Consider the following 24,870-nt stretch of genomic DNA (forward strand, 5'->3'; position numbering starts at 1 on the left):
TTCACCCGCTGTCGATGTCGTACGGTCGACGGGTTTCGGGCCTCCTGCAGGGAGCCCGCGTGCTGCCGTATGAATGTTCTTCAAGATCTGGCGATCTTATCGGAGTACACCCTATCGGTGGATCCTCGTGGGTTCTCGCTACTCCGAGTCGACCAATGTCGTGATCGTCGATTCGATAGTAACAAGGTCATCATTCTCGGCGCCGGCCTTGGTACGTCATTTCGGGAACCTGCGTATCACGTGTCGCCGAACAGCACGTATTCGATCCGATTGGTCGGGTCCGGCTGGCCGGTGAGGTGGCTGAGAATGATCCGCACGGCGTGTTCGACCTGCAGGAAACGGGATGGCAGGATGGAGAAGGTGCGCTCGGCGCGGAACGGTGCCGCGTTGTCGCCCAACTGGATGACCGGGGGCAGGTCCTCCCATTGCCGGGGAAGCTCGCCGATGGGTTGCGGCCGCACCACGTCGATCATGCCCAGGCGCATCAGCTGCCAGATCGCGGCCAGGTAGGCGCAGGAGAACTTCCGGTCGCCGTCGCGGTCGTGCCACAGTTCGACATCCACGAACACGCCGTCGCTCGTGGACGGTGTTTTCGTGGTGGACATCGCCTCGTGCTGCTCGGCGACCGGGTGCCTGCCGCTGCACAACCAGCCGGATTCCGTTGCGGGCGGCCGGGAATCGTCCGGCTCACTGCGCAGGCGCTCGGCGACCATGCGGGCAAGGGGGACGTTCTCGTACTGCGCGCAGGCTGATTCCCTTGCCAGGTAGTCGATCCGCAGCCCGGCCTCGGCCGCGGTCGCTTGCAGCCGCGGGACGATCTCGGCCGGCGACGAGAGCGTCCCGAAATAGTCGTCGAGGAGCACTGTGGTGCTGGTGCCTTCAGGCCGGATCGCCTTCGCCCACGGCGCCACTCGGGCGAAGTGGTCGCGCAGGCGATCCGGCCCTTTGGTGAAGTCCTCCATGTAGAGGTGGCCCAGCTCGATGGATGTGTGCGCCAGGATGCGCTGTTCCTCGGCGACCGTCACACCGTGATTATGGTGGGCCCGGAAGCCATCCGGGGCAGGTTCACCCAAATGGCAGTGTCTCTTGTGGACGGTCAGCGCGTGGTCGGGGCGAGCTGGTGGCGCAGTGGCTGGTAGGGGGCGTCGTCGAGCTCCGCGCGGGCGGGAGTGGGTTCGGTGAGCCGCAGCGTCCAGTAGTTGTCCGGGTACGGCGGGGTTTGCGAAACGCAGGCCTGGCAGACGACCCGGAGATGCCCGTCGCCGGTCTCGATGGCGCGGTAGCCCACGGCGTGCAGCGAATGCTCACCGCGCAGGCAGGTGGCGGGGAGGATGCCGACGCGGGTGCCATGCCGGTCGGTGCGGTAGAGCAAGTCGCCGTGCGGTGTCCAACGTGAGCCGGGTGCGTCCATGCGGGGCAGACTACGCGCTGTTCGAACACGTGTTCGAGTGAGCGAGTAGAGATCACTCAACTGAGCGATGAGAGCCTGCTCAACGAACATGTTCGTCACGAACTTGTCCGTAACGAACATGTTCGTTATAGTGGACCGTGACGCGAAGGGAGAAAAGCTGTGGAACAAGTGACGATCATCGGCGCCGGCCTGGGTGGACTGACGCTGGCCAGAGTGCTGCACACGCGGGGGATCCCGGCTGTCGTCTACGAGCTCGAAGCCTCGTCCACCGCCCGCGACCAGGGTGGCACGCTCGACATGCACGAGGAGTCCGGCCAGCGCGCGCTTGCCGAGGCGGGTCTGTCCGACTCGTTCCGGGCGGCTGCCCGGATCGAGGGCGAGGCCCTGCGCATCCTCGACAAACACGGGGTCGTGCACCTCGACGAGCCGGTCGGCGACGGGACCCGGCCGGAGGTCGACCGCAGCGCGCTCAAACGGATGCTGGTCGACTCCCTGCCCAGGGGGACGATCCGCTGGGGTGCCAAGGTGACGTCGGTATCCGGCCACGAGATCACCCTGGCGTCGGGGGAGACCGTCCACACCGGACTCCTTGTTGGCGCGGACGGGGCGTGGTCGAAGGTCCGGCCCCTGCTGTCGGACGCGGCACCGGTCTACTCCGGACTGTCGTTCGTCGAGGCACACCTGGACGGTGCGCCCGAGATCGTCGGGATGGGCTCGATGTTCGCGCTGGACGAGGGCAAAGGCCTGATCGCCCAACGCAACGGGGACGGCCGCACCCGCGTCTACATCGCCGTTCAGGCGGACAAGGACTGGGGATTGACGGTCACCCGGGCATCGCTGCTCGACCTGTTCGGCGACTTCGCGCCCGACCTGCGGGCCTTGATCGCCGGTGACTCGCTCGTGCCACGGCCGATCTACGCGCTTCCGGTGGGGCACAAGTGGGATCGTGTCGAGGGCGTCACGCTGCTCGGCGACGCGGCGCACCTGATGTCCCCGTTCGCCGGTGAAGGCGCCAACCTCGCCATGCTCGACGCGGCTGAGCTCGCGATCGCGCTCGCCGACCACGACGACGTCGAAACGGCGTTGAAGGCGTACGAATCAGCGATGTTCCCGCGCGCCGAAGAGGCCGCGCGGTGGTCGGCGGCCAACCTCGTCGACTGCTTCGCCCCGGGCGCGCCGCTGCCCATGCTCGAGATGATGAACGGACTCAGGGAAGGTCACGCATGAAGTTCCAGCCATACCAAGGACTTGACGTTTCCGTTGTGGACACCGGTGCCGGTGACCGTGCGGTCCTGGTGCTGCACGGCGGTTCCGGTCCGCGTGGCGTCGCGTCGATCGTCGACCACTTCGCTGCTAGGGGCTCCAGGGTCCTCGCGCCGACTCATCCCGGGTGGGACGGCACCCACCGGCCCGAGTGGTTCACCGGTGTCGACAGCCTGGCGACCATCTACCTCGATCTGCTGGAGGACGAGAAACTCCACGATGTCACGGTTGTGGCAAGCTCGTTCGGCGGCTGGGTCGCCGCGGAGATGGCCGTCCGCGACCGGGCCCGGCTGATCGGCCGGATCGTTGTGCTGGACGGGATCGGGCCACAGATCGACGGGTTCCGGATCGAGCCGCCGCGCGGCGGCGGGCGCGGACCGTCCGAAAGCGACATCGCGAACATGCTGGCGTACACCGGGACCGGCATGAACGACCCCAAGCTGATGCGCCGGTTAGCCCGCGTCACCGCGCCCGCGCTGTTCATCTGGGGTGCGGACGACGTGGTCGTGCCCCCGGAGTTCGGCCGCCGGTACGCGGATGCCTTCCCGGACAGCAGGTTCGTGGTCGTGCCGAACGCTGGGCACATGCCCGCGCTGGAACAACCGGAGGTCACGTTCGGCCTGATCGACGACTTCGTCTGACCGGTCATGCGTTATCGTCGGGCCATGGCCAAGGGCACGTACAACCGGCGGGAGCGGCCGGCGAAACCGGCGCTGACCCGCGAGGGCATCGTGGCGACCGCGCTGGACGTGATGCGTGCCGAAGGCGTTGAGCGCGTGACGATGCGTCGCCTGGCCCAGGAGCTCGACACCGGGCCCGCGTCGCTGTACGTCTACGTGCGCGACACCGAGGAACTGCACGCGGCCGTGCTCGACGAGCTACTGGGACACATCCCCCTGACCGACACCGGCGGCGACTGGCGGACGCGCTTGTGGACGGTCCTGATGTCCTATCAGGAAGTGTTGTACACCAACCCAAGCCTGGCCCGGGTCGCGCTGGTCACCAAACTGACCGGGCCGAACTACCTGGCCGTCCTGGACACAGTGCTCGCCCTGCTCACCGAAGGCGGCATGGCGCCAGGCCAGGCAGCGTGGGCCGTGGACATCCTGCTGCTGATGTTCACCGCCTCCGCGGTCGAACACGGTACACAGCAGCAGAAAGGCGACGGCGACAAGAACCACGAGGCCCTCATCCAAGCGCTGGACACCGTCTCCCCAGACCGCTACCCCTTCATCGCCGAACTCGGGCCCGATCTGGTGTCCGGACCGCCCGAGGCGCGGGCCCGCTGGACGTTCGACACCTTGCTTAACGGTGCCATGACCACGCCTCGTCCCGCTGTAGGCTGAACGGACCTCCGAACGCCGGGACACCGTCATCGATGAGCATGCGACCGTCGCCTGAGCTGCCGCCCGGCAAGCGGTACGCCTTGGTCGTCGCCACATCCAGATACGACGACACGTCGTTGCAACAGCTGCGGGCACCTGGCCAAGACGCGGCGGACCTCTCGGCCGTTCTGTCCGACCCGCGGGTCGGCGGGTTCGAGGTGACCACGGTCGTCGACCGCACCGAGCAGAACATCCGCGTCGAAACCCAGCGGTTCCTCAGCAACCGGAAGCTGCCGGACCTGGTCCTGGTGTACATCTCCTGCCACGGGCTGCTGGACATCGGCGGGAAGCTGCACTTCGCGGCCACCGACACCGTCAAGGAGTACCTGGCCGCAACCGGGATCAGCGCGGGCTGGCTGCTCGACCGGCTGGACGAGTGCCGGGCGAAGCGGCAGGTCGTGATCCTGGACTGCTGCTTCAGCGGCAAGTTCCCGGCCGGCGCCAAAGGGCCGTCCGAGCTGGACGCGTCCTGGTTCGACTCCGGTCAGGGCCGGGTCGTGCTCACCGCGTCCGGCGCACAGGAGTACTCCTACGAGGGCGTGCCCCTCGACGGCCAGGTCCAGCCGGGGTCGGTGTTCACCAGCGCCCTGATCGACGGCATCCGCACCGGCGGCGCGGACTTCGACGCCGACGGCCGCATCACGATCGACGACGCCTTCGACTACGCGGCCCGCAAAATGGCCGCCGACGGCGCCAACCAACGTCCCCAACGCTCCTCCCACCAGACCGAGGGCGAGATCGTCCTCGCCCGCAACCCCCACGGCATCCCCCTCCGCTCCACCGACCCCTGGACAGACCTGGCCGACCCCGACCCGGCGGTCCGTTTGCTCGCCATCGCGGCCCTCAGCGACCTGACCTCCGGCACCAGCGGTGTCGCCGCGGCCGCGCGTGGCGCCCTGGCCCACCTCAGAGACGAAGATGACGACGCCGAGGTCCGCGCCGCCGCCGCTCAGGCTTGGGCGGGCGCGGGAACCACAGAGCCCCAGCCCGCAAACCGGCCCGAGAGCGTAGGTGGGGTCATGCCGGTAGCCGAGGCGGCAAGGTGGCTGGCCGACTCCCTGAGGAACCGGCCCGACGACCACCCGCCCGACGACCACCCAGCCGACGTGCACCACACGGACGGGCGCGCGCCTGGCACCAGCGCAGCCCGGGACCCCATTGCCGATGGGGGCGCTGCGGAGGGATTCGCTGCTGAGGGGCGTGCAGCCCGAGAGCCCATTGCCACTGGGGGCATTGCGGAGGGGGCCGCTGTCGAGGGCCGTGCTGCCGGGGAACCTGCTGGTGGGGAGCCGCTGGTATTCCTTCGATCGTTCCGGAACATGCCGCCGCCATCGCCGCCGACGTTGGATCAGCGGATCGTCGCCACCATCCAGGCCATCGCGAACCCGGGGACCGCCGAACCCGATGCGGCGCTCAAACCCGTGTTGGCTCATCTTGTCCGGGTGCCGCGGTCCGGCATCGGGCGCAAGCTGGTGGTAGCCGGGGCGTGGGCTTGGGCGTTGGTGTGCATTGTGGTTACGGGGTACGCGGGAGTTGTCGGGCAGCGGGAGGTCACCGGCTCGATGGCGGTCGGGTTCTGGGAGCTTGTGCTGGGAACTGTCAGTGCGGTGTTCGGCTACGGCATCGTCGCCTTGGTGGCGGGGGCGGTCGTTTATCTGATCTCGATGGGCGTCATGAAACTGGCCGGGCCGGGTGAGGTGCACACGGACGGAGGGATGCTGGCGGCCCTCGGCGTCGGCCTGTTCGTCCTGCTCGGCTTGATCTGGCTGTCGCTGGGCGGCATGGTCTGGATGGCTGGCCACCAGCAGCCCTGGCATTACGATCCGAACAACAGCGATCAGCTCACCGGCATCTTCCTGGTTGCGGTCACCTTGGTCGTCATCTGGCTGGGGGCGTGCTCGGGGATCGCGTGGGACGAGGGGCAGTCCTCGCCCGCCGGGGAGAAACATCGAGTGCCCGCGATCGCGGCGGTGGTCGGCTTGCTCGCAACCGGAACAGTGGTGACAGCGGACATCACCGGCCGGATCCACGGGTTCTGGCGGGGGATGGCGTACGGCGGTGCCTGGGCGTTCCTGGCCTTCGCGGTGATCTGCCTGGTCCTGGAGTTCTTCGACGCCCGTCCCGGGCGGCTCGGGGCGGCGAGCACGGCGGTCGCCATCGCCGCGGGCGGTTCTGTGGCGGCCTACTTGACACTGTGAGTGGGTGCCCGGGGGCCGGGCACCCACTCAGGTCACTTCGCGAGGGCGTCGACCTCGGCCAGCGCGGCGGCGAGCCGGAAGTACTTGTTGGTGCCCAGGTCGCGGACGGTCTTGATGCCGAACGCGGCCTCCAGCTTCTCGGCGTCGCCCTCGCTCACGCCGGACAGGGCGGCCACGGGCGAGTCCAGCACCTCGGCGACGGACTTCTCCTCGTAGGCCTTGTCGAGCTGCTTGGCGAGGTCAGCGGAAACCGGCATATCTACTCCTCTTCTCGGTGGGGACCGTCATGAGACGGGGAGACCATAGCGAGTCGTCACCCGGCCCGGAGCGGGGGTGGCCAAGATCCACCCCGTGCGGGGGAGCCACAACCATCCACAGTGGACAACTGATCGGGCCGGTGAACCGTGTGTACGGTGGGGTGGGTACTGGGGGACTCATTGGGGGAGACCGTGCCGAGTGTGTTCATTTCCGGGGCGGGGCCGGCCGGGTTGGTGCTTGGCAACCTGCTGCGGGCCGAGGGGATCGACTGCGTCATCGCCGAACGACGCAGCCGCGAACACGTCGAACAGCGCGCCCGCGCGGGGTTCCTGGCGGCGAACAGCGTGCGGATCCTGACCAGGCACGGCCTCGCCGCCGGGCTCGAAGCCGCAGGTCGGCAGCACGACACCTGCGCGTTCCGCGGCGAGCACGGGCAGTTCGAACTGAAATACAGCCAACTGGGCCGCGGCGAGATCCACACCGTGTACCCGCAACAGTTCCTCGTCCGCGACCTGATCGGGGAATTCCTCGACCGGGACGGCGAGATCCGGTTCGGCACCTCGATCGCCGCGATCGACGCCCAGCAAGGTGAAGTCACGCTGGACAACGGGGAAACCCTGGGGGCTCGGTTCGTGGCCGGATGCGATGGCCGGCACGGTGTCTCGCGGCAGGCGGTGCCCGGCCGGACCTACCGGCGCGACCACGGCATCTCGTGGCTCGCGCTGCTGGCCGAGGCGCCGCCGAGCATGGCCTCAGTCATGTATGCCATCCACCCCAACGGTTTCGCCGGGCACATGGCCCGCACCGCGACCGTCACCCGCTACTACCTCCAGGTGCCGAAGAACACCGACCCCGCCACGTGGCCGGACGATCGCGTCTGGGACGAGCTGAACCTCCGGATGCGCGCCGACCGGTACGGCGCGCTCAACCAGGGCCCGATCATCGAACGCCGGATCGTGGACATGACTTCCTTTGTGCGGGAACCGATCCAGCACGGCCGGCTGTTCCTCGCCGGTGACGCGGCCAGCCTGATCAGCCCGTCCGCGGCCAAAGGCGCCAACCTCGCGCTGATGGCGGCCGAGGTGCTCGCGAAAGCGTTGTCCCAGGCCATCAAGACCGGTGACAGCACGCTGCTGGACGGCTACGGCGCGGAATGCCTGCCGCGGATCTGGCGCGCCCAGGAGTTCTCGCACTGGATGATCAACCTGCTGCACGCGCCGTCCGGCGACAGCGAGGAGGCGGTCTTCGCGAGGTCGTTGCAGCGCGCCAGGCTGGCGAGCCTCCAGTGCTCCCGCGCCCACCAGGACTTCTTCGCCGAGAACTACATCGGCGTCTGAGCGGAGCCCCACCCGGACGACGCTCCTTGATCGCTAGATTGCTAGCATGCTAGCCTTGGGGTGTGGGTGAGGAGGACGTCAAGCAGTTCAACGTGTACCTGCCGGTCGGGTTGATCAAGCAGGTCAAGATCCACGCTGTCGAGACCGGGTCCTCGTTGTCGGCGTTGGTGGCCGACGCGCTGCGGGCCTACCTCGAGCAGCAGAGCCGAAAGGAGAGGTGACGTGTCCACATCGGGCATCGACGCGGTGTTCCTGGAGACGCACAACTGGGGCAAGTCCGTGCGGTTCTTCCAGGCGCTGGGGTACAAGCTGGAGTTCGAGACCGACCACAACTCCGGGATGTTGCGCAACGGTGACGGTCCGTACCTGTTCATCTCCGAGGTGCCGGAGAACCGGGCGACCGGCACGCAGATCGTGTTCAAGGCCGACGAGGGGTTCGAGCCCGCTCCGGAACTCGAGGTGGTGTCCCCGTTCGAGGACACGCACTACGGCACCACGGAGATGACGGTCCGCGACCCCGACGGCCGCACCTGGATCGTGCAGAAGCCGGGCAAGGGCTGAGCTGCGGTGGCCCGCCAGTGGTGGACGTTGCTGGTGGTCAGCGCGGCGACGTTCATGTTGCTGCTCGACGTGACCATCGTTGTCGTTGCGCTGCCGGAGATCCAACGCAGCCTGCGGGCCGACTTCGCTGACCTGCAATGGATGACGGACGCCTACGCGCTCACTTTGGCTGCCCTGCTGCTGGTCTCCGGTTCGCTCGCGGACCGGTACGGGCGGCGGCGGGTGTTCACCCTCGGGCTGGCGATCTTCACCGGCGGCTCGCTGCTCTGCGGGGTCGCGGCCGGCCCGGGGATGCTGATCGCCTCGCGGGCGGTGCAGGGCGCGGGCGGCGCCATCCTGTTCGCCACCTCGCTGGCCCTGCTCGCGGGCGCTTTCCAAGGCAGGCAAAGAGGTGTGGCGTTCGGCGTGTGGGGCGCGGTGTCCGGGGTGGCCACCGCGCTCGGCCCGCTGCTCGGCGGCGTGCTCACCACCGAGATCAGCTGGCGCGCGATCTTCCTGGTGAACCTGCCGATCGGCATCGCCGCCATCGTGATCGCCCTGCGCCAGGTGGACGAGGCCAGGGTGCCGCATGCGGGAAGGGTCGACTGGCTGGGCACGGTCACGTTGACCGCCGGGCTGTTCAGCCTGGTGTACGGGCTGATCCGGGCCAGCGAGACGACCTGGGGCGAGCGGCTGGTGATCATCTGCTTCGTGCTCGCCGCTGTCCTGCTGGTCGCGTTCGTGGTGATCGAGTCCAGAGTGGACGATCCGCTGGTCGACTTCTCGCTGCTGCGGACCAGGACGTTCCTCGGCGGGTCGATCGCCGCGTTCGCGATGAACGCCTCCCTGTTCGCGATGTTCCTCTACATCGTGCTGTACCTGCAGGAGAACCTCGGCTACAGCGCGCTGCAGACCGGACTGCGGGTGCTCGTCGTGTCCGCGGGCACGATCGTGGCGGCGACCGTCGCGGGCCGGTTGTCCAGCCAGGTGCCGGTGCGGTTGCTGATCGGGCCGGGCCTGGTCCTGGTCGGCGCCGGGCTGCTGCTGATGTCCGGTGTGGACGGTTCATCGGACTGGACCCATTTGATACCGGGGTTCCTGGTTGCCGGGGTCGGCAGCGGCATGGTGAACCCGCCGCTGGCGTCCACCGCGGTCGGTGTGGTGCCGCCGCACCGGTCCGGGATGGCCTCCGGGATGAACCAGACCTTCCGGCAGATCGGCATCGCGGTCGGGATCGCCATGTACGGCTCGATCTTCACCGCGTCGCTGCGGGCGAACCTGAGCGGCCCGGTCGCGGACGCGGTGCGCCGGGGTCAGCCGGGACGGGCGCCCGACCCCAGCGTCCGCGAGGGATTCGCCTTGTCCTTCAACGACTTGCTGATCGTCAGCGGCGTGCTCGCCGTCGTCGGCGGGGTGCTCGCGCTGGCGTTGATCCGCGGCAAGGACTTCAGTCGAGGATCCTGACCCGGACCCGGCGGTTCTGCCGGCCCTTGTTCTCCACCTTGGTCACCTGGATCCGGCCGATCTGCGCGGTGGACGCCACGTGCGTGCCGCCGTCCGCCTGCACGTCGAGCCCGACGATGTCGACGATGCGCAGCTCGGGTTCGTCCGGCGGGGTGACGCCCATGGTCTTGACCAGTTCGGGGTTGGCGAGGGCGGCCTCGCGGTCCATGAACCGGACGTCGATCCGCCGGTCGGCCGCGATCTCCTTGTTCACCGCGTCCTCGATGGTCTGCTTGAACCCGGGCGGCAGCTCGGGCAGGTTGAAGTCCATCCGCGCCTCGCCAGGTTCCATGTTGCCGCCGGTGACCAGCGCGCCGAAGTCCCGGAACACCGTGCCGCACAACACATGCAGCCCGGAGTGCGTGCGCATCAGGCTGGACCGCCTGGCGTCGTCGAGCGCGCCCTGCACCACTGTGCCCGCCGGGGGAACCGGATCACCGGGCTCCGGCAGCAGGAACAGGTCGTCGCCCTTGCGCGTACCCGCGATGCGGGTGGTCACGCCAGCCCACAACAACACGCCGTGGTCCGGCGGCTGCCCGCCGCCGCCCGGGTAGAACGCGGACCGGTCCAGCACGATGCCCGCCTCCGGATCCGCCGGATCCGAGAACAGGACCGTGCACTCCCACTCGCGGACCGTCGGATCCGCCCAATCGAGCCGGTAGGTCCGCCCGTGATGCCCAATGCCCATAGCACAACCTATCCCAAAGCCGGTTTTCGTTCGCCAAGCGGCTGCGCCGCATGATCGAGCCCCGCTAGAGTCCGGGCACCGAACTCGAAAATGGGGGTTTTCATGAGGAAACGGTGGGTCACGGTTGCGCTGGCCGGGTTACTCACAGCGATCGTCCCGTCGCTGAACGCGTCCGCGGCGACCGGAATCGGCTGGCAGGAGTGCGGGACCGAGTTCAAGGGGCAGTGCGCGAGCATCCCCGTTCCCATCGACTGGGCCGATCCCGGTGGTGCGAAGTTCGACCTGGCGATCGGGCGGCTGCCCGCGCTGGACCCGGCGCACCGGATCGGCGTCCTGGTCGTGCATCCCGGTGGGCCGGGCTCATCAGGCCTCGAGCGGTACATCACCGGCCGCGGCATCCCGGACGACAGCCCGCTGCGGCAACGGTTCGACATCGTCAGCCTCGATCCTCGGGGTGTCGGCAAGAGCCACCCGGTGATGTGCAGCAAGGAAATCGTCTATCAGACGCCGCTCACGTTCCCGGCGTCCGAGGCGGAATACCAGGCGCTCAAGGACTTCAACGCCCGCCTGGCCAAGGACTGCCGTGCCCACACGGGTCCGCTCTTCGACCACGTCGACACCACAAGCGCGGCAAGGGATGTGGACGCGGTCCGTGCGGCGCTGGGCGAGCGGCGGATCAGCTTCTTCGCCATCTCGTACGGAACCCAGGTCGGCCAGCAGTACGCCGAGCTGTTCCCGAACCGGATCCGCGCGATGGCCATCGACTCGAACATGGACCACAGCATCACCTCCGCGTTCGAGTACATGCGGACCACGACCGAGGACCTGGAAGGCTCGTTCCTGACCTTCGCCGGCTGGTGCGACCGAACCCCTGCCTGCGGCCTGCACGGCCAGGACGTGGTCGCGCTCTGGGACGACCTGCACGCGCGCGCCGAGAAGGGCACCCTGACCGACCCGTCAACCGGGCAGCCGGTGGGCGCCGAGTCCTTGCGCCAGGAGATGTTCGGCGACATGTACGCCCCGGAGGACTGGTTCGCCCTCGCCGACCGGCTGAACGCGTTGAAGGGCGCTGGACTGACCGCCACGGCTGCCGAGGAGACCACGGACAACTCCTATCCCGCCATTTGGTGCTCGGACTGGTCGTGGCAGGTCGATGGGTTCGCCGAGCTGGACCGGTATCGCCGCACGCTGGCCCGGATCTACCCGCACACCAGGATTTCCCCGTTCTGGAGCGACGTCACCTCATGCCTCGGCTGGCCGTTCCCGGCGTCCAATCCGCAGCACCGTCTTGATGTCCACGGCGCGCCGACCATCCTTGTGGTCAAAGGCAAGTACGACGTCGCCACCCCGCGGGACTGGAACTTCGCCGTGTCCCAGCAGATCCGCAACTCGGTCCTGCTGCAGTACGACGGCGTGGGACACGGCCAGTTCCGCAACAGCAAGTGCGCCAAAGGAAAGATCGAGAGCTACCTGATCGACCGCGGGCTGCCCGCTCCCGGAACCCACTGCGCGCCCGAATTCCCAACGCAGCCAACGATCTCCGCCAGGACCATGGACCGAGCCCGGTAGCCCTCGTGAGTGGTTGTGCTGGTTGGAACCAGTACAACCACTCACGAGGGAGGCTTTCTAGAGGCCGCCGGCCAAGGGGATGTCGAGGCTGCTGCCGGTGAGGGTGACCTGGAGGTTCCTCGCGGCGGGGTCGACCGAGATGTAGCTGCGGTCGTTGGCCATCAGCACGAGGCCGATCCGGTGGCCGGCCGGGACGATGTAGTCCTTGCCGTGCAACGGCCACGACGCCTGGACGTCCTGGCCGGGGACCAGCGGGGTGCCGGTGGTGGCCGACGCGTGGTTCTTCAGGTCGATCGAGCCGCGGGTGATCACCTGCGCGCTGACCGCCACGACCCGCGAGGTGTGCTGCTCCGCGCACCCGGTGCGGCGCTGGATGTCCACCAGGTCGCACTTCTGGGTCATCAGCTCGATCGGCGTGAAGTCCGGGACGCTGAACGCCTGGCCCGGACCGTAGTCGACGAGCAACGCGGTCAGCGGGGCGCTCGTGGTGTCCGCCTGCACGGTGACGTTCACCTTGGGCGTGCCGGACATCCGGGTGTCCCTGACGACCGGTTCGGTCACGTAGACCAGCCGGTTCGGCTTGGCGCTGCCGAAGTCGGCCATCGCCGCGCTCTCGGCCTGCGTCTGGTTGTCCGCGAACGACTGCGTGCCTTCGGAGGCCAACGCCTGCAGGCTCCCAGCGACACCTGGCGCGGCCGGGCCGAAGTTCAGGTGGACCTGCTGGGCGCCGTCATCCGGCCAGCTGTTGTGCGTGTCCCAGGTTCCCTTGGGGCGCTCGATGTCGGCCATCGGCTCCTTCATGATCCCGTTGTCCAGACCGAACAACCAGTGGTCCATCCAGCGGTGCAGCTGGCGCTGCCACTCGTCCGGGCGCTCGCCGACCGGGTCGGCGTGACCGCCGCGGTGCAGCCAGATCTTGCGCGGCACGTTGTAGCGCGCGAGCTCGTCCCACCAGGCGACCCCGTTGCGCAGCTTGACGTTCCAGTCCTCCATGCCGTGCACCAGGAACACCGACGCCTTCACCTTGCTCGCGTCCGGCCGGTAGTCGCGTTCGGCCCAGAACGGGGTGTAGTCCCAGGTGTCGTCGCCCGCGTTGTCGCCCAAGGACTTGATGAACGCGGTGCACTTCTGTTTCGCTCTGGCACTGGCCACGTAGTTCGCCAGGTACTCCGGATACCTGTTGCCCCAGGCACCCTGGTAGCCGATACCGGCGTCATGCGTGTAGTCGTACCAGCTCGAGATCGCGGCGATGGGCACGATCGTCTTGAGACCCTCGACGCCGGTCGCGGCGACCGCGTTGGGCAATGTCCCGTTGTACGAGACACCGATCAGCCCCACCGCGCCGGTACTCCACTTCGCGACGGCCTCGGAACCGTTGGCGTACTTGGCCTTCGCTCGCCCGTTCAGCCAGTCGACCACTGCCTTGATGGACAGCGTGTCCTCGGCGTCACCGGTGGTGGGGCAGCCTTCGGACCGGCTGGTGCCCTGCATCTCGGCCTCGATCACCGTGTACCCACGCGGTACGAAGTACTCGTCGTACCAGCCGAAGAAACCCACTGGCAGCTGCGGATCCCCGCCGGCCACCAACGGCGCGCGGTAGTACGGGCTGGGTTCCATGATCACCGGCGTCTTCAGGCCGGTGTTGGTCTCCCTTGGCCGGATGATCTGGATCGCGATCCGGTCGTTGGCACCGTCTTTGTCACTGTCCATCGGCGCCTCGACGAACACGTCCTCGCGCACCGCGTCGTCGTAGGAGTAGATCGGCTGGGTCTCGTCGACGGGCAGGGGTGCCGCGGATACTGGTGTTCCCATCGTGGCCACTGCTGTGCAGAGGGCAGCAGTGACGACGATCCGTAGTCGTCGCATAACTCGCAGACAACCAACGGCTTCGATCAAGCGGCACAGCCGAACGGCCCAAGGTATTCACAGTTTTTTCACTGAACTATGGATCGATCTGGAGTCCACTATGGACGCTTGAGCTGGGAGGCCTGGGTGTAGGAGGCGACGATCGCGGCCAGCTCGGCCGGGTCGATGACGTCCGCGAGACGGTCGAAACCGTTGGGGGCACGGCGTTCCACTTCGTCGATGACCGCTTCCGGACCACCGCGCCGGTTGCGCAGCACGAGGTCCGCCGTCGCCGTGAGACGCTCGTCCTGGTACGCCTGCAGCGCAACCGTAGGATCATCATGCGCGGCAAGGTTCCCGCTCAGCGAGGTGGCGTCCAGGATCGCCTGCCCGGCGCCGTTGGACCCCATCGGGTACATCGGGTGGGCGGCGTCGCCGAGCAGCGTGACCCGGCCGCAAGTCCAGTACGGCAACGGATCCCGGTCGCACATCGGCAGCTCGTAGCAGTCCTCGGTGGCCTCGACCAGGCCGGCGTGGTCGACCATCGAGGTGCGGAACTGCCCGGCCTGCTCCTCGAGGTCCGCCGGGTTGGCGTGCTGGGACCAGTCCTGGCGCTCCGGCGGCGGGTCGCCGGGCGTGCCGGTGACCCGGCAGATGGCCCAGTTGGTCAGTCGCGTCTCCGGCGTCCGCCCAGGTGCGATGGGGTAGATGACCAGTTTCGCCGCGGTGCCCCCGGCGATGATCATCGTCCGGCCGTCGGCGTACACCGGCCAGTCGGCCGCGCCCCGCCACATGATCACGCCGTTCCACCGCGGCGGCCCCTCGTCCGGGAAAAGGATCCGGCGGACCGTCGAGTGGATCCCGTCCGCGGCGACCAGAACGTCGCTCGCGACCGTCGCCCCGTTGGCGAAGTGCGCGCGGACCTCCCCGGCGTCCTGGTCGAACCCGGTGAGCCGGTGCCCGGTTCGCACCGCGTCCTCGCCCAGCCGCTCCCGGACCGCACGCAACAGCACGCCCTGCAACCGGCCGCGGTGGATGCTGAACTGCGGGACCTCGAACCCCGCATCCAGCCCGCATGGGCGGCGCATGATCTCGTGCCCCAGCCGGTGCGTGTAGATCAGTTCCCTGGTCCGCACCGCGACCTCGTCCAGCCGCTCCAGCAACCCCAGCTCGGCCAGCTCCGCGACCGCGTGCGGCAACGCGTTGACCCCCACCCCCAGTTCACGAACACGTTCGCTCTGTTCGTGCACCTCGCACTCGATTCCCACGTGATGCAGCCGAAGCGCCGTGGCCAGGCCGCCGATTCCCGATCCGACAATGGTGACCCTCATAGCCCCCAGGTTAGTTATCCACGCGTTCCCCGGCGACTGTGTGCCAACGAGCCGTCACGGACCGCACGGCCATCGACTGATGTCGAAGATCGCCCCTGGGCGACGGAGATAGTGGTGGAACGTAGGCATTTCTACCGCCAGGCGAGGTCGCGGCATGCGCAACAGCGCGGTAAAACACCTGGCTGGCATGGGTTTCCGCACGCTCGGTGACGATCCGGTCGCGTGGCACGGTATTCGCGGGGCGACGTGTTTTGGTCCCCGGGCTTGGAGAACGGCGGGCGATGGCTCAAGATGTCGCGCGTGCACAGTGCGGCCGCGTTCGGAGACGACGCCACACGCGTGATGTCCACAGCGGACTCACCACCGGACGCGCTGGCGGTCGCGCTGCGCCGCGCCAGCAACGGCGACGAGCATGCGTTCCGGCTGCTCTACCGGGCGATCCAGCCCGGCCTGCTGCGCTATCTGCGGGTGATAACCGGCGCGGACGCCGAGGACGTGGCGTCCGAGGCGTGGCTGCAGGTGGCCCGCGACCTGACTTCGTTCCGTGGTGAGCTGGACGGTTTCCGTGGCTGGGTGACCACGATCGCGCGTAACCGTGCGATGGATCACTTGCGCCACTTGCGCAGGCAGCCGGTCACCGACGGGCCGTTCGAGGAACTGGCCGAACGGCCAGGGTCTTGCGACACCGAGCAGTCCGTTGTGGACGCCATGAGCACCGACGGGGCGCTGGCGCTGATCGCGAAACTGCCCCGCGACCAGGCCGAGGCGGTCCTGTTGCGGGTGGTGGTCGGGCTGGACGCGAAAGGCGCCGCGCAAGTGCTCGGCAAGCGGCCCGGCGCGGTCCGCACGGCCGCCCACCGCGGCCTGCGCAAGCTCGCTGAGCTGCTGAAACAGGAGGGTGTGACACTTTTGCGGCCCTCGGCGCTGAAGGACATGAGATGAGCGCGCACCGTTCCCGTCGACTGGGCCGGCGCACCGCGGAGAGAATGCTCTCGGGTGCACCGGTCGATGGGCCGTTGGCCGAGGTGCTCGCCGCGGCGGCGGCCGCGGGTCGGGAGAGCGAACTGGCCGGTGAACAGGCGGCCGTGGCGGCGTTCCGGTCCGCTCGTCTCGCTGACGACGTTCCAGCCCAGACAGAGCCGGTGCGTAGGTTCGCAGGAGCGCTGACGGTCAAGATCGCGGCGGCAGCCGCCGTGATCTTGACCGCCGGTGGTGTCGCCGTCGCCGCCGTGTCCGGGAACCTGCCCGGTCAGCAGGAGGATTCCAAGCCCGTGGTGGCCACCACGTCGGCCACCACGACCCAAGGTTCGTCGCAAGCCCGTTCGGGCGGAAAGCGGGGCGGCGAATCGGGTGAGGCGCAGCCGCCCAAGAAGGACGATGACAAGAACACGCCGTCGCCCTCTTTGGAAGGCTTGTGCACAGCGGCACTTACCGGAAACAAGGCCGAGCACGGGAATGCCTTGGACAACCCGGCGTTCGGTGCGTTGATCGCCGCGGCGGGCGGCAAAGAGCAAGTTCCGGCGTTTTGTGAAAACCTGCTCGCCACCAAGAAACAAAACGCGCCCGCGAGCGATGAACAGGGCAAGGGCAACGGGTCCGCCAAGGACAACGCACCCGGACCGCCGGACAACCGCGGTCAGCAGAAGAAGAGCGAAACCACAACCCACACTGGCAATGGCAACGGGCCGAACTCGCAGCAGCCGCAAGGCAACGAGAAGAAACCCGGCCATTGACCCCACGAGCAGGGCGCCGGCCTCCCCACTGTCCACACAGGGCCGGTACCCGTGGGCGAGCGGCGGTCACCCCCCACCGCCGTTCGCCCCCCTTAACCGTCCGATGTAGACACGGCGAGGGAGATGCGATGACGGTCACCTGCCCGCACTCCGTGACCGCAGGCAGCTACCTGCTCGGCGTGTTGCACCCCAGCGAACTCGAGGAGTACCGGCGGCACGCCGGCTCCTGCCCGCACTGCGAGCGCGAGATCGCCGACCTCACCCCGGTCGCCCGGTTCCTCAAGGTGTTCAAGGCCGAGATCGAGGCGGGCGAGGAGGTGGATGTCTCCCTGCTGCTGGGGCACATCCGCCCCCGTCAGTCCCCGCCCGAGGAGTCGGTGCGGGACTGAGCGGGTGTCACCGGACCCGGAAGACCGGGCCCTTCGGGGTGAACGGGAGCCTGGCCCCGGCGGGGACCAGGAAGGCGTGTTCGCGACGGACGCGGACAACATCGCACTCGGCATCGGTGATCACCAGGATCGGACCGTCGGCGGGGAAGTCGGCGGCCCGTTCCAGCAACGTGACTCCAGGCTGGAGCATGGTGCCACCGCGGCCGCGAACCTTGACAGTGCCCGCGATCTGGTCCACGGCAAGGTAACCGGCGTCATAGGCGACGGCGTCGCAGAACACGACCCGGGCGGCGGGCACATCCCGGGCGGAGGCGTAGGAGGCGATGGCACCAAGGGCTTTGCCCAGCAGGTTGGTGTCCATCGACCCGGATGTGTCCAGCACGACCCCGAAGGTCGGCCGCTTCGTCAGCTCCTCGGGACGAAGCCGGCCGGGGCGGGGGATGTCCGGGCTGGCGGCTTGACGGCGGGAGGCGCGGGCATAGCCGCGCCGCGGTTCGGCTGCGCGGACGTGCTCGTCGAACCATTGCGCCAACTGGGCATCCCACGGCAGGGGTGGGTGGTCCAGGGCGCGGATCTCCTCCTCGAGCCCCAGCGGGACATCCCCACGCTCCGCCGAGCGGTGGTACTCCAGGCCCTGGGTCAGTGACCGGCGGTAGAACTCGTCCAGGTCCACCAGCCGGGCCCGATCGCCGATCTCCCAGGGCAACGCCACCCGCCGGGACGACCGCCGCCGCGCGGCCTCGGGTTCGGACAGCCAGTCGCCGAGAACGTCACCGGCGCTGCGGCTGCCGAGCGTCCGCAGCTTGCGGGCCCGGCGCAGGTCGGTGGTGAGTGTGTCGTACACCGACTCCGCCGACAGACCGGTCAGTTTCTGGTCGTACAGGCTGCTTTCCGGGATGTGCCCGACCGCCATCACCACCAGCCAGCCGTTGATCACGTAGTCACAGGCCACGTTCCACAGGTAGGGGTCGCGGCCGTCGGCACGGCGGTCGTGCCGCAGGGCGGCGTGCAGCATCTCGTGCGCCAGCACGAACCGCCACTCCTCAGTGGACAGTCCGGCGTGCGGGTTGATGTAGATCTCGCCGTGGTCCGGGCTGACCGCGGCGATCGAGATGTCCCACGCCCGCGCGATCTCCTGGTCCGGCACCAGGGTGAACCCGGCCGCCATCGCGCCAAGCAACGGGTACGACGAGACGAACCACGACATCGCGTGGTCCCATTCGGCTCGGCGGCGCTGGTGCGTGGTCTGGCCGCGTGCCTCGGCCGCCTTGGTCATCGCGTCCGAAGCGGCATAGGTCAGCCCGCGGGCGAACCGCGAGGTCCACGACTCGCTCAGTGGCTGGCACGCCTCCTCCTCGGGGGCGAGCCGGATGCACATCTGCGCGCTGCCGATGTCCGCGAGGTCGGCCGGGATGCCGGTGAGCCGCCAGCGTTCGGCCAGCGACTGCTCCTCGCCACCGGGCAACGCGGGCACCAGGAACGGCGCCCGGCCGATCCGGACCGCCTCGGCGAACCGGTGCACGGCGACACAACACGCCGTGGCATAAGCGGGATCGATGACCTCGCGGTCGTCCAGATGACCGAGACCCAAGTGCAGCAACAGGTGCGCGAACACCCACGCCCACTCGATGGGCTCGCCGTCGCGCTCCGGGTTCACCGTGACGCAGCCGTGCTGGTCGACCACCGCCCAGCCGTCGGCCTCGTGCAGGCTGTTGCCCCAGTGGATGAACGCGGTCCGGGCCAACGGGTTCAACGCCAGGTTCTCCGACACCACGTCCCAGCCCGCCGCGATCGCCTTCTGCCGACGGTCCCGGCGCTGGGCGTCGGCCTTGCTCATGACCCCGCCCGGATGGCGACCAGCCGCGGCATGTCCCGCGCCGCCTCGACCAGGAACCACGACGGCAGCGTGACTTCATCCTCGGCGATCACCAGTTGCGCGATCTCCAGCGAGATCTCGGCCAGCTCGATCAGCAAGGCCTTGGCGCGGAAGGCGAACTGCTTGGCCGCCGGGGAGGCCTGGCGCCGCTCGGCGGGCAGGTCCCGGGCCAGCCGGACACGGAAGGTCTCGGCCAGGTAGTACAGCAGGTCGCGGTCCTTGGGGTCGGCCGGCCAGCGCGCGTCCCCTTTCACGATCGCCTCCAGGTCGAACGCGTGCCGCGCGACCTTCAGATAGGCGCGGAACGCACCCGCGTGCTTGGGCGTCAGCGTTCCGTACGCCACCAACGAGATCGTGTCGTCGTCGATGTCATCCCCGTACGAGTGCAGGACATCCGAGAGCATGTGCCAGGACCGCGGCGAGGAGAACGGCTCCTCGGTCTTCGGCGGCGCGCTCCACAGGTGGTCCGGCCGCTGCGCCAGGTAGTCCAGCACCCACGAGTGGATGCCGTTGTTCGCCGCCCACGCCAGCCAGTCACTCGCCGACGCCCGCAGGTGGACGTGCACGAGCCGGTTCACCAGCGCGGACGCCATCGGCCGGGCCAGCGCCTGGTCGGTGGCCCGGTTGCCCGCCCCGATCACGACCGACCCGGCGGGCAGCTCGTACGAGCCGATCCGGCGGTCCAGGATCAAGGAGTAGAACGCCTTCTGCACGTCCGGCGAGGCCGCGTTCAGCTCGTCCAGGAACAGGACATAAGGCGTGTCCCGGGCGATCGCCTCGGGCGGGCAGAACCTGCTGCGGCCGTCGACGATTTGCGGCACACCGATCAGGTCCTCGGGCGCGAGCTGGGTGCCCAGCAGCGACACGCAGTCCAGGCCGAGCGAGTCGGCGAACTGCCGCACCATCGAGGACTTGCCGATCCCGGGCGCACCCCACAGGAACACCGGCCGCACCACGGCGACGTTGAGCAGAACCTCAGCGAGCCGCGCGGGCGTGACAGTGACGTTGGCGTGCAACAGGACCTCCTCGTGGTAGGACATCCCGGCCGACGCCCGTGCCGGGAATGGTCCCGCACAAGAAGATCCCGTGCACCCGAATTACGTGCAGTTGTGCACAGTCGTTGTTTTCGACATGCCCTGCACCAGGGAGAAGGTGACGTCGAAGTCCCTGCCGGAGCAGTTGGTCTTGAAGGTCGGGCTCGGGTGGACCCGCCCGATCCCGTCGATCACCCACCGGATGCTGTCGTAGTACTCGGGGGGACCGGCGTCGGCGGTGCACTGGAAGCTGCCACCGCCGACCGGGTTGCAGGACAGGGAGTTGAGCCACGGCTTGGCGATGTATCTCGCGGTCACGGTCTTCGGGCCGTTCATGACGAGGGAGGCACACCGGGGATCGGTGCCCGAGCAGCCGGAGGTCCACTCGGCGAAGTTCCGGCTGCCGTCACGGGCGGTGAGGCCCACCGCCAGTCCTTTGACGATCTCGAAATGACATGCGGCCGGGCAGGTTCCCTTGCCGTCCACCGCGATCGAGCCGCCGTCGGGCGGGGTGATGTCCAGGGGCCAGGTCTCCGGTGGCTTCTCCTTGAAGGCATAGGTGGCCTTCTGCGGCTCGTTGGCCTTCAAGGTCACGTCGCATGTGCCGCTGGTGCCGCCGCAGGCACCGCCCCAGGTGCCCAGCAGGTGGTCGCCGTCCGGCGTGGCCTTCAACTCCACCTGCGTATTCGGTTTGACGTCAACGAAACACGGCCCAGGGCAGGCCAGCCCGCCCCCGGCGACCGAACCTCCGGCGGCCGTGATCTCCACCGTGAGGCGGACTTTCGGCTCCTCGGACACGGTGATGTTCACCGAGGACGGGAAAGTGTCCGGGTTGTCCCGCATCCTGACGTTCACCGACACCAGGTACGGCGTCGCCTGGGCCTTGGCCCACTGGTGCGTCGTGGTGACCGCGGTGGCCTCGCCGCCGTCGCCGAACGACCACTTGACGTCCTCGATCGTGCCGCCTTTCTTGTCGTGCACGGTCAACGTCACGGGTTCGTTCTCGACCGGGGTCGCCTTGGAGACGGTGATCTCCAGGTCCGGTTTCTCCGGCGGCTGGGGCGTGTTCGGGCCCGGCTGCCCAGGAGGCGGGGGTGGTGGCGGAGGTGTGGGGCGGCCCGGCTGCGGGGGCGGCCGGGAGGTGTTCACGACGGGCACGTCGGTCGGTTGGTTACCGGGCTGGTTCGGTACTGTGCCCTGAGCCGGGACGCCGGACGGCACCGCGGAGGGCGTCTGTGCCGAGCTGTGCTGCGAGCCGCTGAGGCCGCTCTGCGGGTCCTTCGGGTTGTACTTGTCCGCCTTGAGCACGCTGCCGTCGAGGTGCACGACCCCGGCCCGCTCGGACTGCGTGTCGTTGTAGAACACCACGCTGTCCCGCGCGAGCAGCTGGAACCGCGTCGACGGCGTCAGCACCGCCGACTTGGCGAGCACCCGGGCGGCAACCGGGTCGATGATCAACACCTCGCCGGTGGTGTAGTCCGGCACGAACACGCGCCCGGCCGCCTCGACCGCTGGTCCGTACTCGTTGCCCGAGGTCAACGGGATCGTGGTGTCGCATTTGCCTGCGGACAAAGCACAAATGGTGAGCACACCCCGGCTCACCATCAGGTACGACCGATCCGAATGCGCGGACCCGGAGACCTGCACGGTGTCGGACGACCGCAGGTCCAGCGTGATCGGGGTGCCCGGGCGTGCGGTGAGCGGGTCGACCGGGATCAGCTTGCGCCCGGTGAGGTCCGCGACCACCGGCGTGCCGTCCGAGATGACCACAACGCTCTGCCCGGGCTGGGCCACCCCGGGACGGCGGATCGGCTGGCCGTCGGTGACGTGCGAGAGGTCACCGGTCTTGGCGTCAACCGTCCACAATTGACCCTTATTGTCCACAGTGGCCGATCCGGACGGCATCTCGCTGGCGAGCGTGATCAGGTCGCCGCGCCGGGTCAGGGTCTTCGGATCGGTGGTCGCCAGCACCCCGCGCTTGCTGTCCAGGACGTACAACACGCCCGGGCCGGGGATGACCGTGAGCCCGGACTTGGTGTCCGGGATGGGTTCGGTCGGCGGGCCGGTGTCGAACGTGGCCCCGTCGACCCGCCGGACCAAGCCCGCGGACTGGTCGATCGCGTACGCCGTCGACCCCTGCTGGGCAACATCGAGGCTGGTGCCCGCGGAGGCCACCTGGACCTGCGCGGCGACCTCGGCGGTACTGCCGTCCAGCAGCGTCACCTGGCCCACTTTGGACGACGGCAGCCACGCCGCCCCGGACATCAGCCGCACGTCGTGGACCGGTTCGCCGCGCCCGGCGAGCACGATCCCGGCGACCAGCGCGCCCGCGACGGCGACCGATCCGATGGGTACCCATTTTCCGCGCGCACGCCAGCGACCTGACACGTCTGTCCCGTTTCCGGATGGCGCATTCCCACGCCGAGGCCCCCAGCCCCACGTTGCCGGCCACTCTAGCCGACGCTCGCGCATTCGGCCTAACGGGCGACCCCTTCGGGCAGGTCAGAGCGGCGTTCCGGCCACCAGGGCGAGGCCGAGCGAGGTGATCGAGTGCAACATGGACTGTCCGTTCTGGCGGCTGGTGACCAGGCCGGCGGCGCGCAACGCGGAGGCCTGCTGGCTCGCGGTGGACAGGGTGGTGGCCGTGCGGCGCGCGACTTCGCTGGTGGTGCAAGGGCTTTCGCTGATCGCCGCCAGGACTTTGGCCCTGGTGCGGCCGAGCAGCGAGGCCAGTGGGCGGCCGTCCCGGGTGGACCAGCCGATCGTGTGGCGGATCGGGTACACCAGGGCAGGCTCGAAGTCGCTGTCGTAAAACGTCGTGGGCAACCCTTGGCAGAAGAACGACGGCACCAGCCGCAGGCCGCGGCCGTTCAACCGGAGCTCATGGTCGACCGGATATCCCAGCTCCAGCACGGGATATCGCCATCGCGCGGTGGGATGCAGCTGTTCCAGCATGGTTTCGCAGCCGCCGTCGGCCATCAACGCGGCCTGACGGGCCCGCTCGTGCTCGACCTGGCCGCGGATGTGCCGCCAGAACGGCGCCAGGCACGCCGTGAAGTACTGCTCGACGGCGTTGCTGAGCCGGACCACGGTCGCGCTGTCCCCGTTGGCCAGGGGAGTGGTCCACGAGGGCAGCGGACGGTCCTGGGCGAGGACACCGAGATCCTTGCGCAGCCGTCGTTTCGGCGTGCGGCGTAACGACTCCAGACCGTCGGCGAGCGACATGTCCATCGGGGTGAGGAAGTCCGCCGCGTACCCGGAGACCGGCACCAGGTCGGTGAGCAGGCGGATCGAACGAGGGGCGCGCGGGCCCACCGATCTCCGCCAGTCGTCGAAGACGATGTCCCCGGGACGCCGCCGCAGCCGGTACAGGCTGAGCAGGCTCTCCCACATCGGATGCGGTGCCGCCGCGATCCGGGTCCGGGCCAGATCATCGGGCGTGAAAAGAATTCTCAACACAGCGAACCCCCTTATGTCCCCTGCACTGCGCGGCAGATGCTAGGACACCAAGGGGGCTCGCCGGGATGGTCTTGGGGAAAAATACCGCCAAAGTTGTAGAGCTATACCGTGAAAGATTGACTGTCAGTAGAAACAGCCTGACGTGGGCAAACTGCTCGGCGCGGGCGGGTTCTGGCCGTCGTACAGGGCGAGCAGCAACTTCTGTGGGCAGTGGCTGACCCCGTTGATCTTGATCCCGAAGTGCAGGTGCGGACCGGTCACGTGCCCCGTCGCACCCGTCAGCCCGACGAGCTGGCCTGGCTGCACGGCAGTACCCGTCGCGACCGACCACTGTGACAGGTGACAGTAGATGTAGCGGACCCCGTTGGCCGTGATCACAATGCCGCGGCCACACGTGTCGTCGTCGACCCTGCTAGCAGTGCCGGAGATGACGGCAAGGGCACGCGTGCCCGTACCCACCGGCAGGTCGACGGCGGGGTAGTCATGGTGCGGGTCGTCGTACTCGCTACGCGGCAGTGCGTTGTGCGCCAACGGCAGTGACCAGCCATTGATGGTGGGCGTGCTGCCGATCAGCCACTGCCAGGTAGTGGCGTCGACCTGGGAGGTCGCGGCCAGGCCGTGCTTGGTCTTGAAGTCGGTGACCGCGGTGGTCGTGCCCGGGCCGAACACGCCGTCCGCCGCCAGGCTGTAGCCGTGCCGGACGAGCTGGTGCTGAGCCCCGCGCACAGCCTCGCCGGACGACCCTGTGTCGACCGTGACCACGAGCTTCGCCCAGGTCAGGGGCCCGACGAGGCCGTCGGCTGCCAGGCCGTGTGAGGACTGGAACGCCTTGATCGCGGCGGTCGTCTTGGGACCCATGATCCCGTCCGCGTCGATCTGGGCGCCCTGCTGGCGCAGCAGGTACTGGACCGAGGTCACCTCGGGGCCGGTGCTGTCCGCGACCACCAGCGGCCAGGCGGGTGGGGCGGCCGCGGCCGCCGTTCCGGTGATGCCCAGGAACAGGGCCAGGAGGGCGGTCAGCACCGCCGTCAAGCGTGTCATGGGACGCGAC

The 24,870-nt window shown here is 68.7% G+C and carries 23 protein-coding genes; 12 read left to right on the forward strand and 11 right to left on the reverse strand.

The annotated features are described in order from the left end of the window. Positions 1–236: 236 nt before the first annotated feature. Positions 237–1,025: an SCO2522 family protein gene (locus AB0J95_RS33350; RefSeq protein WP_364766891.1), complete on the reverse strand. Its 789-nt coding sequence runs from the start codon at positions 1,023–1,025 to the stop codon at positions 237–239. Positions 1,026–1,096: 71 nt separating this feature from the next. Then, the gene (locus tag AB0J95_RS33355) at positions 1,097–1,411 is read right to left on the reverse strand and encodes a hypothetical protein (protein WP_364766894.1); all 315 of its coding nucleotides are present in this window, start codon (positions 1,409–1,411) and stop codon (positions 1,097–1,099) included. Between the two features lie 159 nt (positions 1,412–1,570). Between AB0J95_RS33355 and AB0J95_RS33360 the strand changes: the two genes are divergently transcribed. The 4 genes from AB0J95_RS33360 to AB0J95_RS33375 are packed head-to-tail and all read left to right on the forward strand — an operon-like array spanning position 1,571 to position 6,257. Then, complete coding sequence (locus AB0J95_RS33360) at positions 1,571–2,638, forward strand: NAD(P)/FAD-dependent oxidoreductase (RefSeq protein ID WP_364766897.1); 1,068 nt, start codon at positions 1,571–1,573, stop codon at positions 2,636–2,638. Next, positions 2,635–3,315, forward strand: a complete 681-nt coding sequence (locus AB0J95_RS33365; protein ID WP_364766900.1) for an alpha/beta hydrolase — start codon at positions 2,635–2,637, stop codon at positions 3,313–3,315. The genes AB0J95_RS33360 and AB0J95_RS33365 overlap by 4 nt, the downstream gene beginning before the upstream one ends. Before the next feature lie 24 nt (positions 3,316–3,339). Beyond that, the gene (locus AB0J95_RS33370) at positions 3,340–4,020 is read left to right on the forward strand and encodes a TetR/AcrR family transcriptional regulator (protein ID WP_364766903.1); all 681 of its coding nucleotides are present in this window, start codon (positions 3,340–3,342) and stop codon (positions 4,018–4,020) included. 32 nt (positions 4,021–4,052) lie between these two features. Then, positions 4,053–6,257: a caspase family protein gene (locus tag AB0J95_RS33375; RefSeq protein ID WP_364766906.1), complete on the forward strand. Its 2,205-nt coding sequence runs from the start codon at positions 4,053–4,055 to the stop codon at positions 6,255–6,257. Between the two features lie 32 nt (positions 6,258–6,289). Here AB0J95_RS33375 and AB0J95_RS33380 read toward each other — a convergent pair whose 3' ends face one another. Beyond that, positions 6,290–6,514: a hypothetical protein gene (locus AB0J95_RS33380; RefSeq protein ID WP_364766909.1), complete on the reverse strand. Its 225-nt coding sequence runs from the start codon at positions 6,512–6,514 to the stop codon at positions 6,290–6,292. 156 nt (positions 6,515–6,670) lie between these two features. On the opposite strand from AB0J95_RS33380, the gene AB0J95_RS33385 reads away from it, so the two are divergent. From AB0J95_RS33385 to AB0J95_RS33400, 4 genes are all read left to right on the forward strand, one after another. Beyond that, on the forward strand, positions 6,671–7,852 hold the full coding sequence (locus tag AB0J95_RS33385) for a 4-hydroxybenzoate 3-monooxygenase (RefSeq protein WP_364766912.1): 1,182 nt from the start codon (positions 6,671–6,673) through the stop codon (positions 7,850–7,852). A gap of 62 nt (positions 7,853–7,914) precedes the next feature. Continuing rightward, on the forward strand, positions 7,915–8,073 hold the full coding sequence (locus AB0J95_RS33390) for a CopG family transcriptional regulator (RefSeq protein WP_364766915.1): 159 nt from the start codon (positions 7,915–7,917) through the stop codon (positions 8,071–8,073). A 1-nt stretch (position 8,074) separates the two neighbouring features. Then, positions 8,075–8,413 carry a VOC family protein gene (locus tag AB0J95_RS33395; RefSeq protein WP_364766918.1) on the forward strand — a complete coding sequence of 113 codons (339 nt, stop codon included), beginning with the start codon at positions 8,075–8,077 and terminating at the stop codon, positions 8,411–8,413. A 6-nt stretch (positions 8,414–8,419) separates the two neighbouring features. After that, the gene (locus tag AB0J95_RS33400; protein WP_364766921.1) at positions 8,420–9,856 is read left to right on the forward strand and encodes an MFS transporter; all 1,437 of its coding nucleotides are present in this window, start codon (positions 8,420–8,422) and stop codon (positions 9,854–9,856) included. Here the strand turns inward: AB0J95_RS33400 and AB0J95_RS33405 are convergent. After that, positions 9,840–10,583, reverse strand: coding sequence for an alanyl-tRNA editing protein (locus AB0J95_RS33405; protein ID WP_364766924.1), 744 nt, complete (start codon positions 10,581–10,583; stop codon positions 9,840–9,842). The two genes, AB0J95_RS33400 and AB0J95_RS33405, sit on opposite strands and share 17 nt — an antisense overlap. Before the next feature lie 102 nt (positions 10,584–10,685). Here AB0J95_RS33405 and AB0J95_RS33410 point away from each other — a divergent pair, with 102 nt between their 5' ends. Next, positions 10,686–12,152: an alpha/beta hydrolase gene (locus tag AB0J95_RS33410; protein ID WP_364766927.1), complete on the forward strand. Its 1,467-nt coding sequence runs from the start codon at positions 10,686–10,688 to the stop codon at positions 12,150–12,152. A gap of 57 nt (positions 12,153–12,209) precedes the next feature. Here AB0J95_RS33410 and AB0J95_RS33415 read toward each other — a convergent pair whose 3' ends face one another. Together AB0J95_RS33415 and AB0J95_RS33420 are read right to left on the reverse strand one after the other, a co-directional pair. After that, the gene (locus AB0J95_RS33415; RefSeq protein ID WP_364766930.1) at positions 12,210–14,018 is read right to left on the reverse strand and encodes a Xaa-Pro dipeptidyl-peptidase; all 1,809 of its coding nucleotides are present in this window, start codon (positions 14,016–14,018) and stop codon (positions 12,210–12,212) included. A gap of 98 nt (positions 14,019–14,116) precedes the next feature. Next, positions 14,117–15,328 carry a flavin-dependent oxidoreductase gene (locus tag AB0J95_RS33420; RefSeq protein WP_364766933.1) on the reverse strand — a complete coding sequence of 404 codons (1,212 nt, stop codon included), beginning with the start codon at positions 15,326–15,328 and terminating at the stop codon, positions 14,117–14,119. Between the two features lie 300 nt (positions 15,329–15,628). On the opposite strand from AB0J95_RS33420, the gene AB0J95_RS33425 reads away from it, so the two are divergent. The 3 genes from AB0J95_RS33425 to AB0J95_RS33435 all read left to right on the forward strand — a co-directional run bounded on the left by AB0J95_RS33425 (position 15,629) and on the right by AB0J95_RS33435 (position 17,450). Further along, on the forward strand, positions 15,629–16,270 hold the full coding sequence (locus AB0J95_RS33425; protein WP_364766936.1) for an RNA polymerase sigma factor: 642 nt from the start codon (positions 15,629–15,631) through the stop codon (positions 16,268–16,270). 74 nt (positions 16,271–16,344) lie between these two features. Further along, the gene (locus AB0J95_RS33430) at positions 16,345–17,061 is read left to right on the forward strand and encodes a hypothetical protein (RefSeq protein WP_364766939.1); all 717 of its coding nucleotides are present in this window, start codon (positions 16,345–16,347) and stop codon (positions 17,059–17,061) included. A 128-nt stretch (positions 17,062–17,189) separates the two neighbouring features. Further along, positions 17,190–17,450 carry a hypothetical protein gene (locus tag AB0J95_RS33435; protein ID WP_364766942.1) on the forward strand — a complete coding sequence of 87 codons (261 nt, stop codon included), beginning with the start codon at positions 17,190–17,192 and terminating at the stop codon, positions 17,448–17,450. Between the two features lie 7 nt (positions 17,451–17,457). Here AB0J95_RS33435 and AB0J95_RS33440 read toward each other — a convergent pair whose 3' ends face one another. From AB0J95_RS33440 to AB0J95_RS33460, 5 genes are all read right to left on the reverse strand, one after another. Next, positions 17,458–19,287: a hypothetical protein gene (locus AB0J95_RS33440; protein WP_364766945.1), complete on the reverse strand. Its 1,830-nt coding sequence runs from the start codon at positions 19,285–19,287 to the stop codon at positions 17,458–17,460. Beyond that, entirely contained in the window at positions 19,284–20,366 is a 1,083-nt protein-coding gene (locus AB0J95_RS33445; protein ID WP_364766948.1) for a MoxR family ATPase, read from the reverse strand. The genes AB0J95_RS33440 and AB0J95_RS33445 overlap by 4 nt, the downstream gene beginning before the upstream one ends. A gap of 57 nt (positions 20,367–20,423) precedes the next feature. Continuing rightward, complete coding sequence (locus tag AB0J95_RS33450; RefSeq protein WP_364766951.1) at positions 20,424–22,748, reverse strand: PKD domain-containing protein; 2,325 nt, start codon at positions 22,746–22,748, stop codon at positions 20,424–20,426. Between the two features lie 114 nt (positions 22,749–22,862). Further along, positions 22,863–23,819 carry a winged helix-turn-helix domain-containing protein gene (locus AB0J95_RS33455; protein ID WP_364766954.1) on the reverse strand — a complete coding sequence of 319 codons (957 nt, stop codon included), beginning with the start codon at positions 23,817–23,819 and terminating at the stop codon, positions 22,863–22,865. 123 nt (positions 23,820–23,942) lie between these two features. Further along, positions 23,943–24,860: a peptidoglycan-binding protein gene (locus AB0J95_RS33460; protein WP_364766957.1), complete on the reverse strand. Its 918-nt coding sequence runs from the start codon at positions 24,858–24,860 to the stop codon at positions 23,943–23,945. Between the last annotated feature and the right edge of the window lie 10 nt (positions 24,861–24,870).

This window comes from Actinocrispum sp. NPDC049592 (genome assembly GCF_040675465.1).
Taxonomy (GTDB): domain Bacteria; phylum Actinomycetota; class Actinomycetes; order Mycobacteriales; family Pseudonocardiaceae; genus Kibdelosporangium.

Excerpts from the sequence above, each read along its gene's own strand:
- AB0J95_RS33380 (WP_364766909.1), bottom strand. The coding sequence starts at position 6,514 with ATGCCGGTTTCCGCTGACCTCGCCAAGCAGCTCGACAAGGCCTACGAG.
- AB0J95_RS33460 (WP_364766957.1), bottom strand. The coding sequence starts at position 24,860 with ATGACACGCTTGACGGCGGTGCTGACCGCCCTCCTGGCCCTGTTCCTG.
- AB0J95_RS33375 (WP_364766906.1), top strand. The coding sequence starts at position 4,053 with ATGAGCATGCGACCGTCGCCTGAGCTGCCGCCCGGCAAGCGGTACGCC.
- AB0J95_RS33415 (WP_364766930.1), bottom strand. The coding sequence starts at position 14,018 with ATGCGACGACTACGGATCGTCGTCACTGCTGCCCTCTGCACAGCAGTG.
- AB0J95_RS33445 (WP_364766948.1), bottom strand. The coding sequence starts at position 20,366 with ATGTCCTACCACGAGGAGGTCCTGTTGCACGCCAACGTCACTGTCACG.
- AB0J95_RS33355 (WP_364766894.1), bottom strand. The coding sequence starts at position 1,411 with ATGGACGCACCCGGCTCACGTTGGACACCGCACGGCGACTTGCTCTAC.
- AB0J95_RS33405 (WP_364766924.1), bottom strand. The coding sequence starts at position 10,583 with ATGGGCATTGGGCATCACGGGCGGACCTACCGGCTCGATTGGGCGGAT.
- AB0J95_RS33420 (WP_364766933.1), bottom strand. The coding sequence starts at position 15,328 with ATGAGGGTCACCATTGTCGGATCGGGAATCGGCGGCCTGGCCACGGCG.
- AB0J95_RS33440 (WP_364766945.1), bottom strand. The coding sequence starts at position 19,287 with ATGAGCAAGGCCGACGCCCAGCGCCGGGACCGTCGGCAGAAGGCGATC.
- AB0J95_RS33370 (WP_364766903.1), top strand. The coding sequence starts at position 3,340 with ATGGCCAAGGGCACGTACAACCGGCGGGAGCGGCCGGCGAAACCGGCG.
- AB0J95_RS33410 (WP_364766927.1), top strand. The coding sequence starts at position 10,686 with ATGAGGAAACGGTGGGTCACGGTTGCGCTGGCCGGGTTACTCACAGCG.
- AB0J95_RS33365 (WP_364766900.1), top strand. The coding sequence starts at position 2,635 with ATGAAGTTCCAGCCATACCAAGGACTTGACGTTTCCGTTGTGGACACC.
- AB0J95_RS33435 (WP_364766942.1), top strand. The coding sequence starts at position 17,190 with ATGACGGTCACCTGCCCGCACTCCGTGACCGCAGGCAGCTACCTGCTC.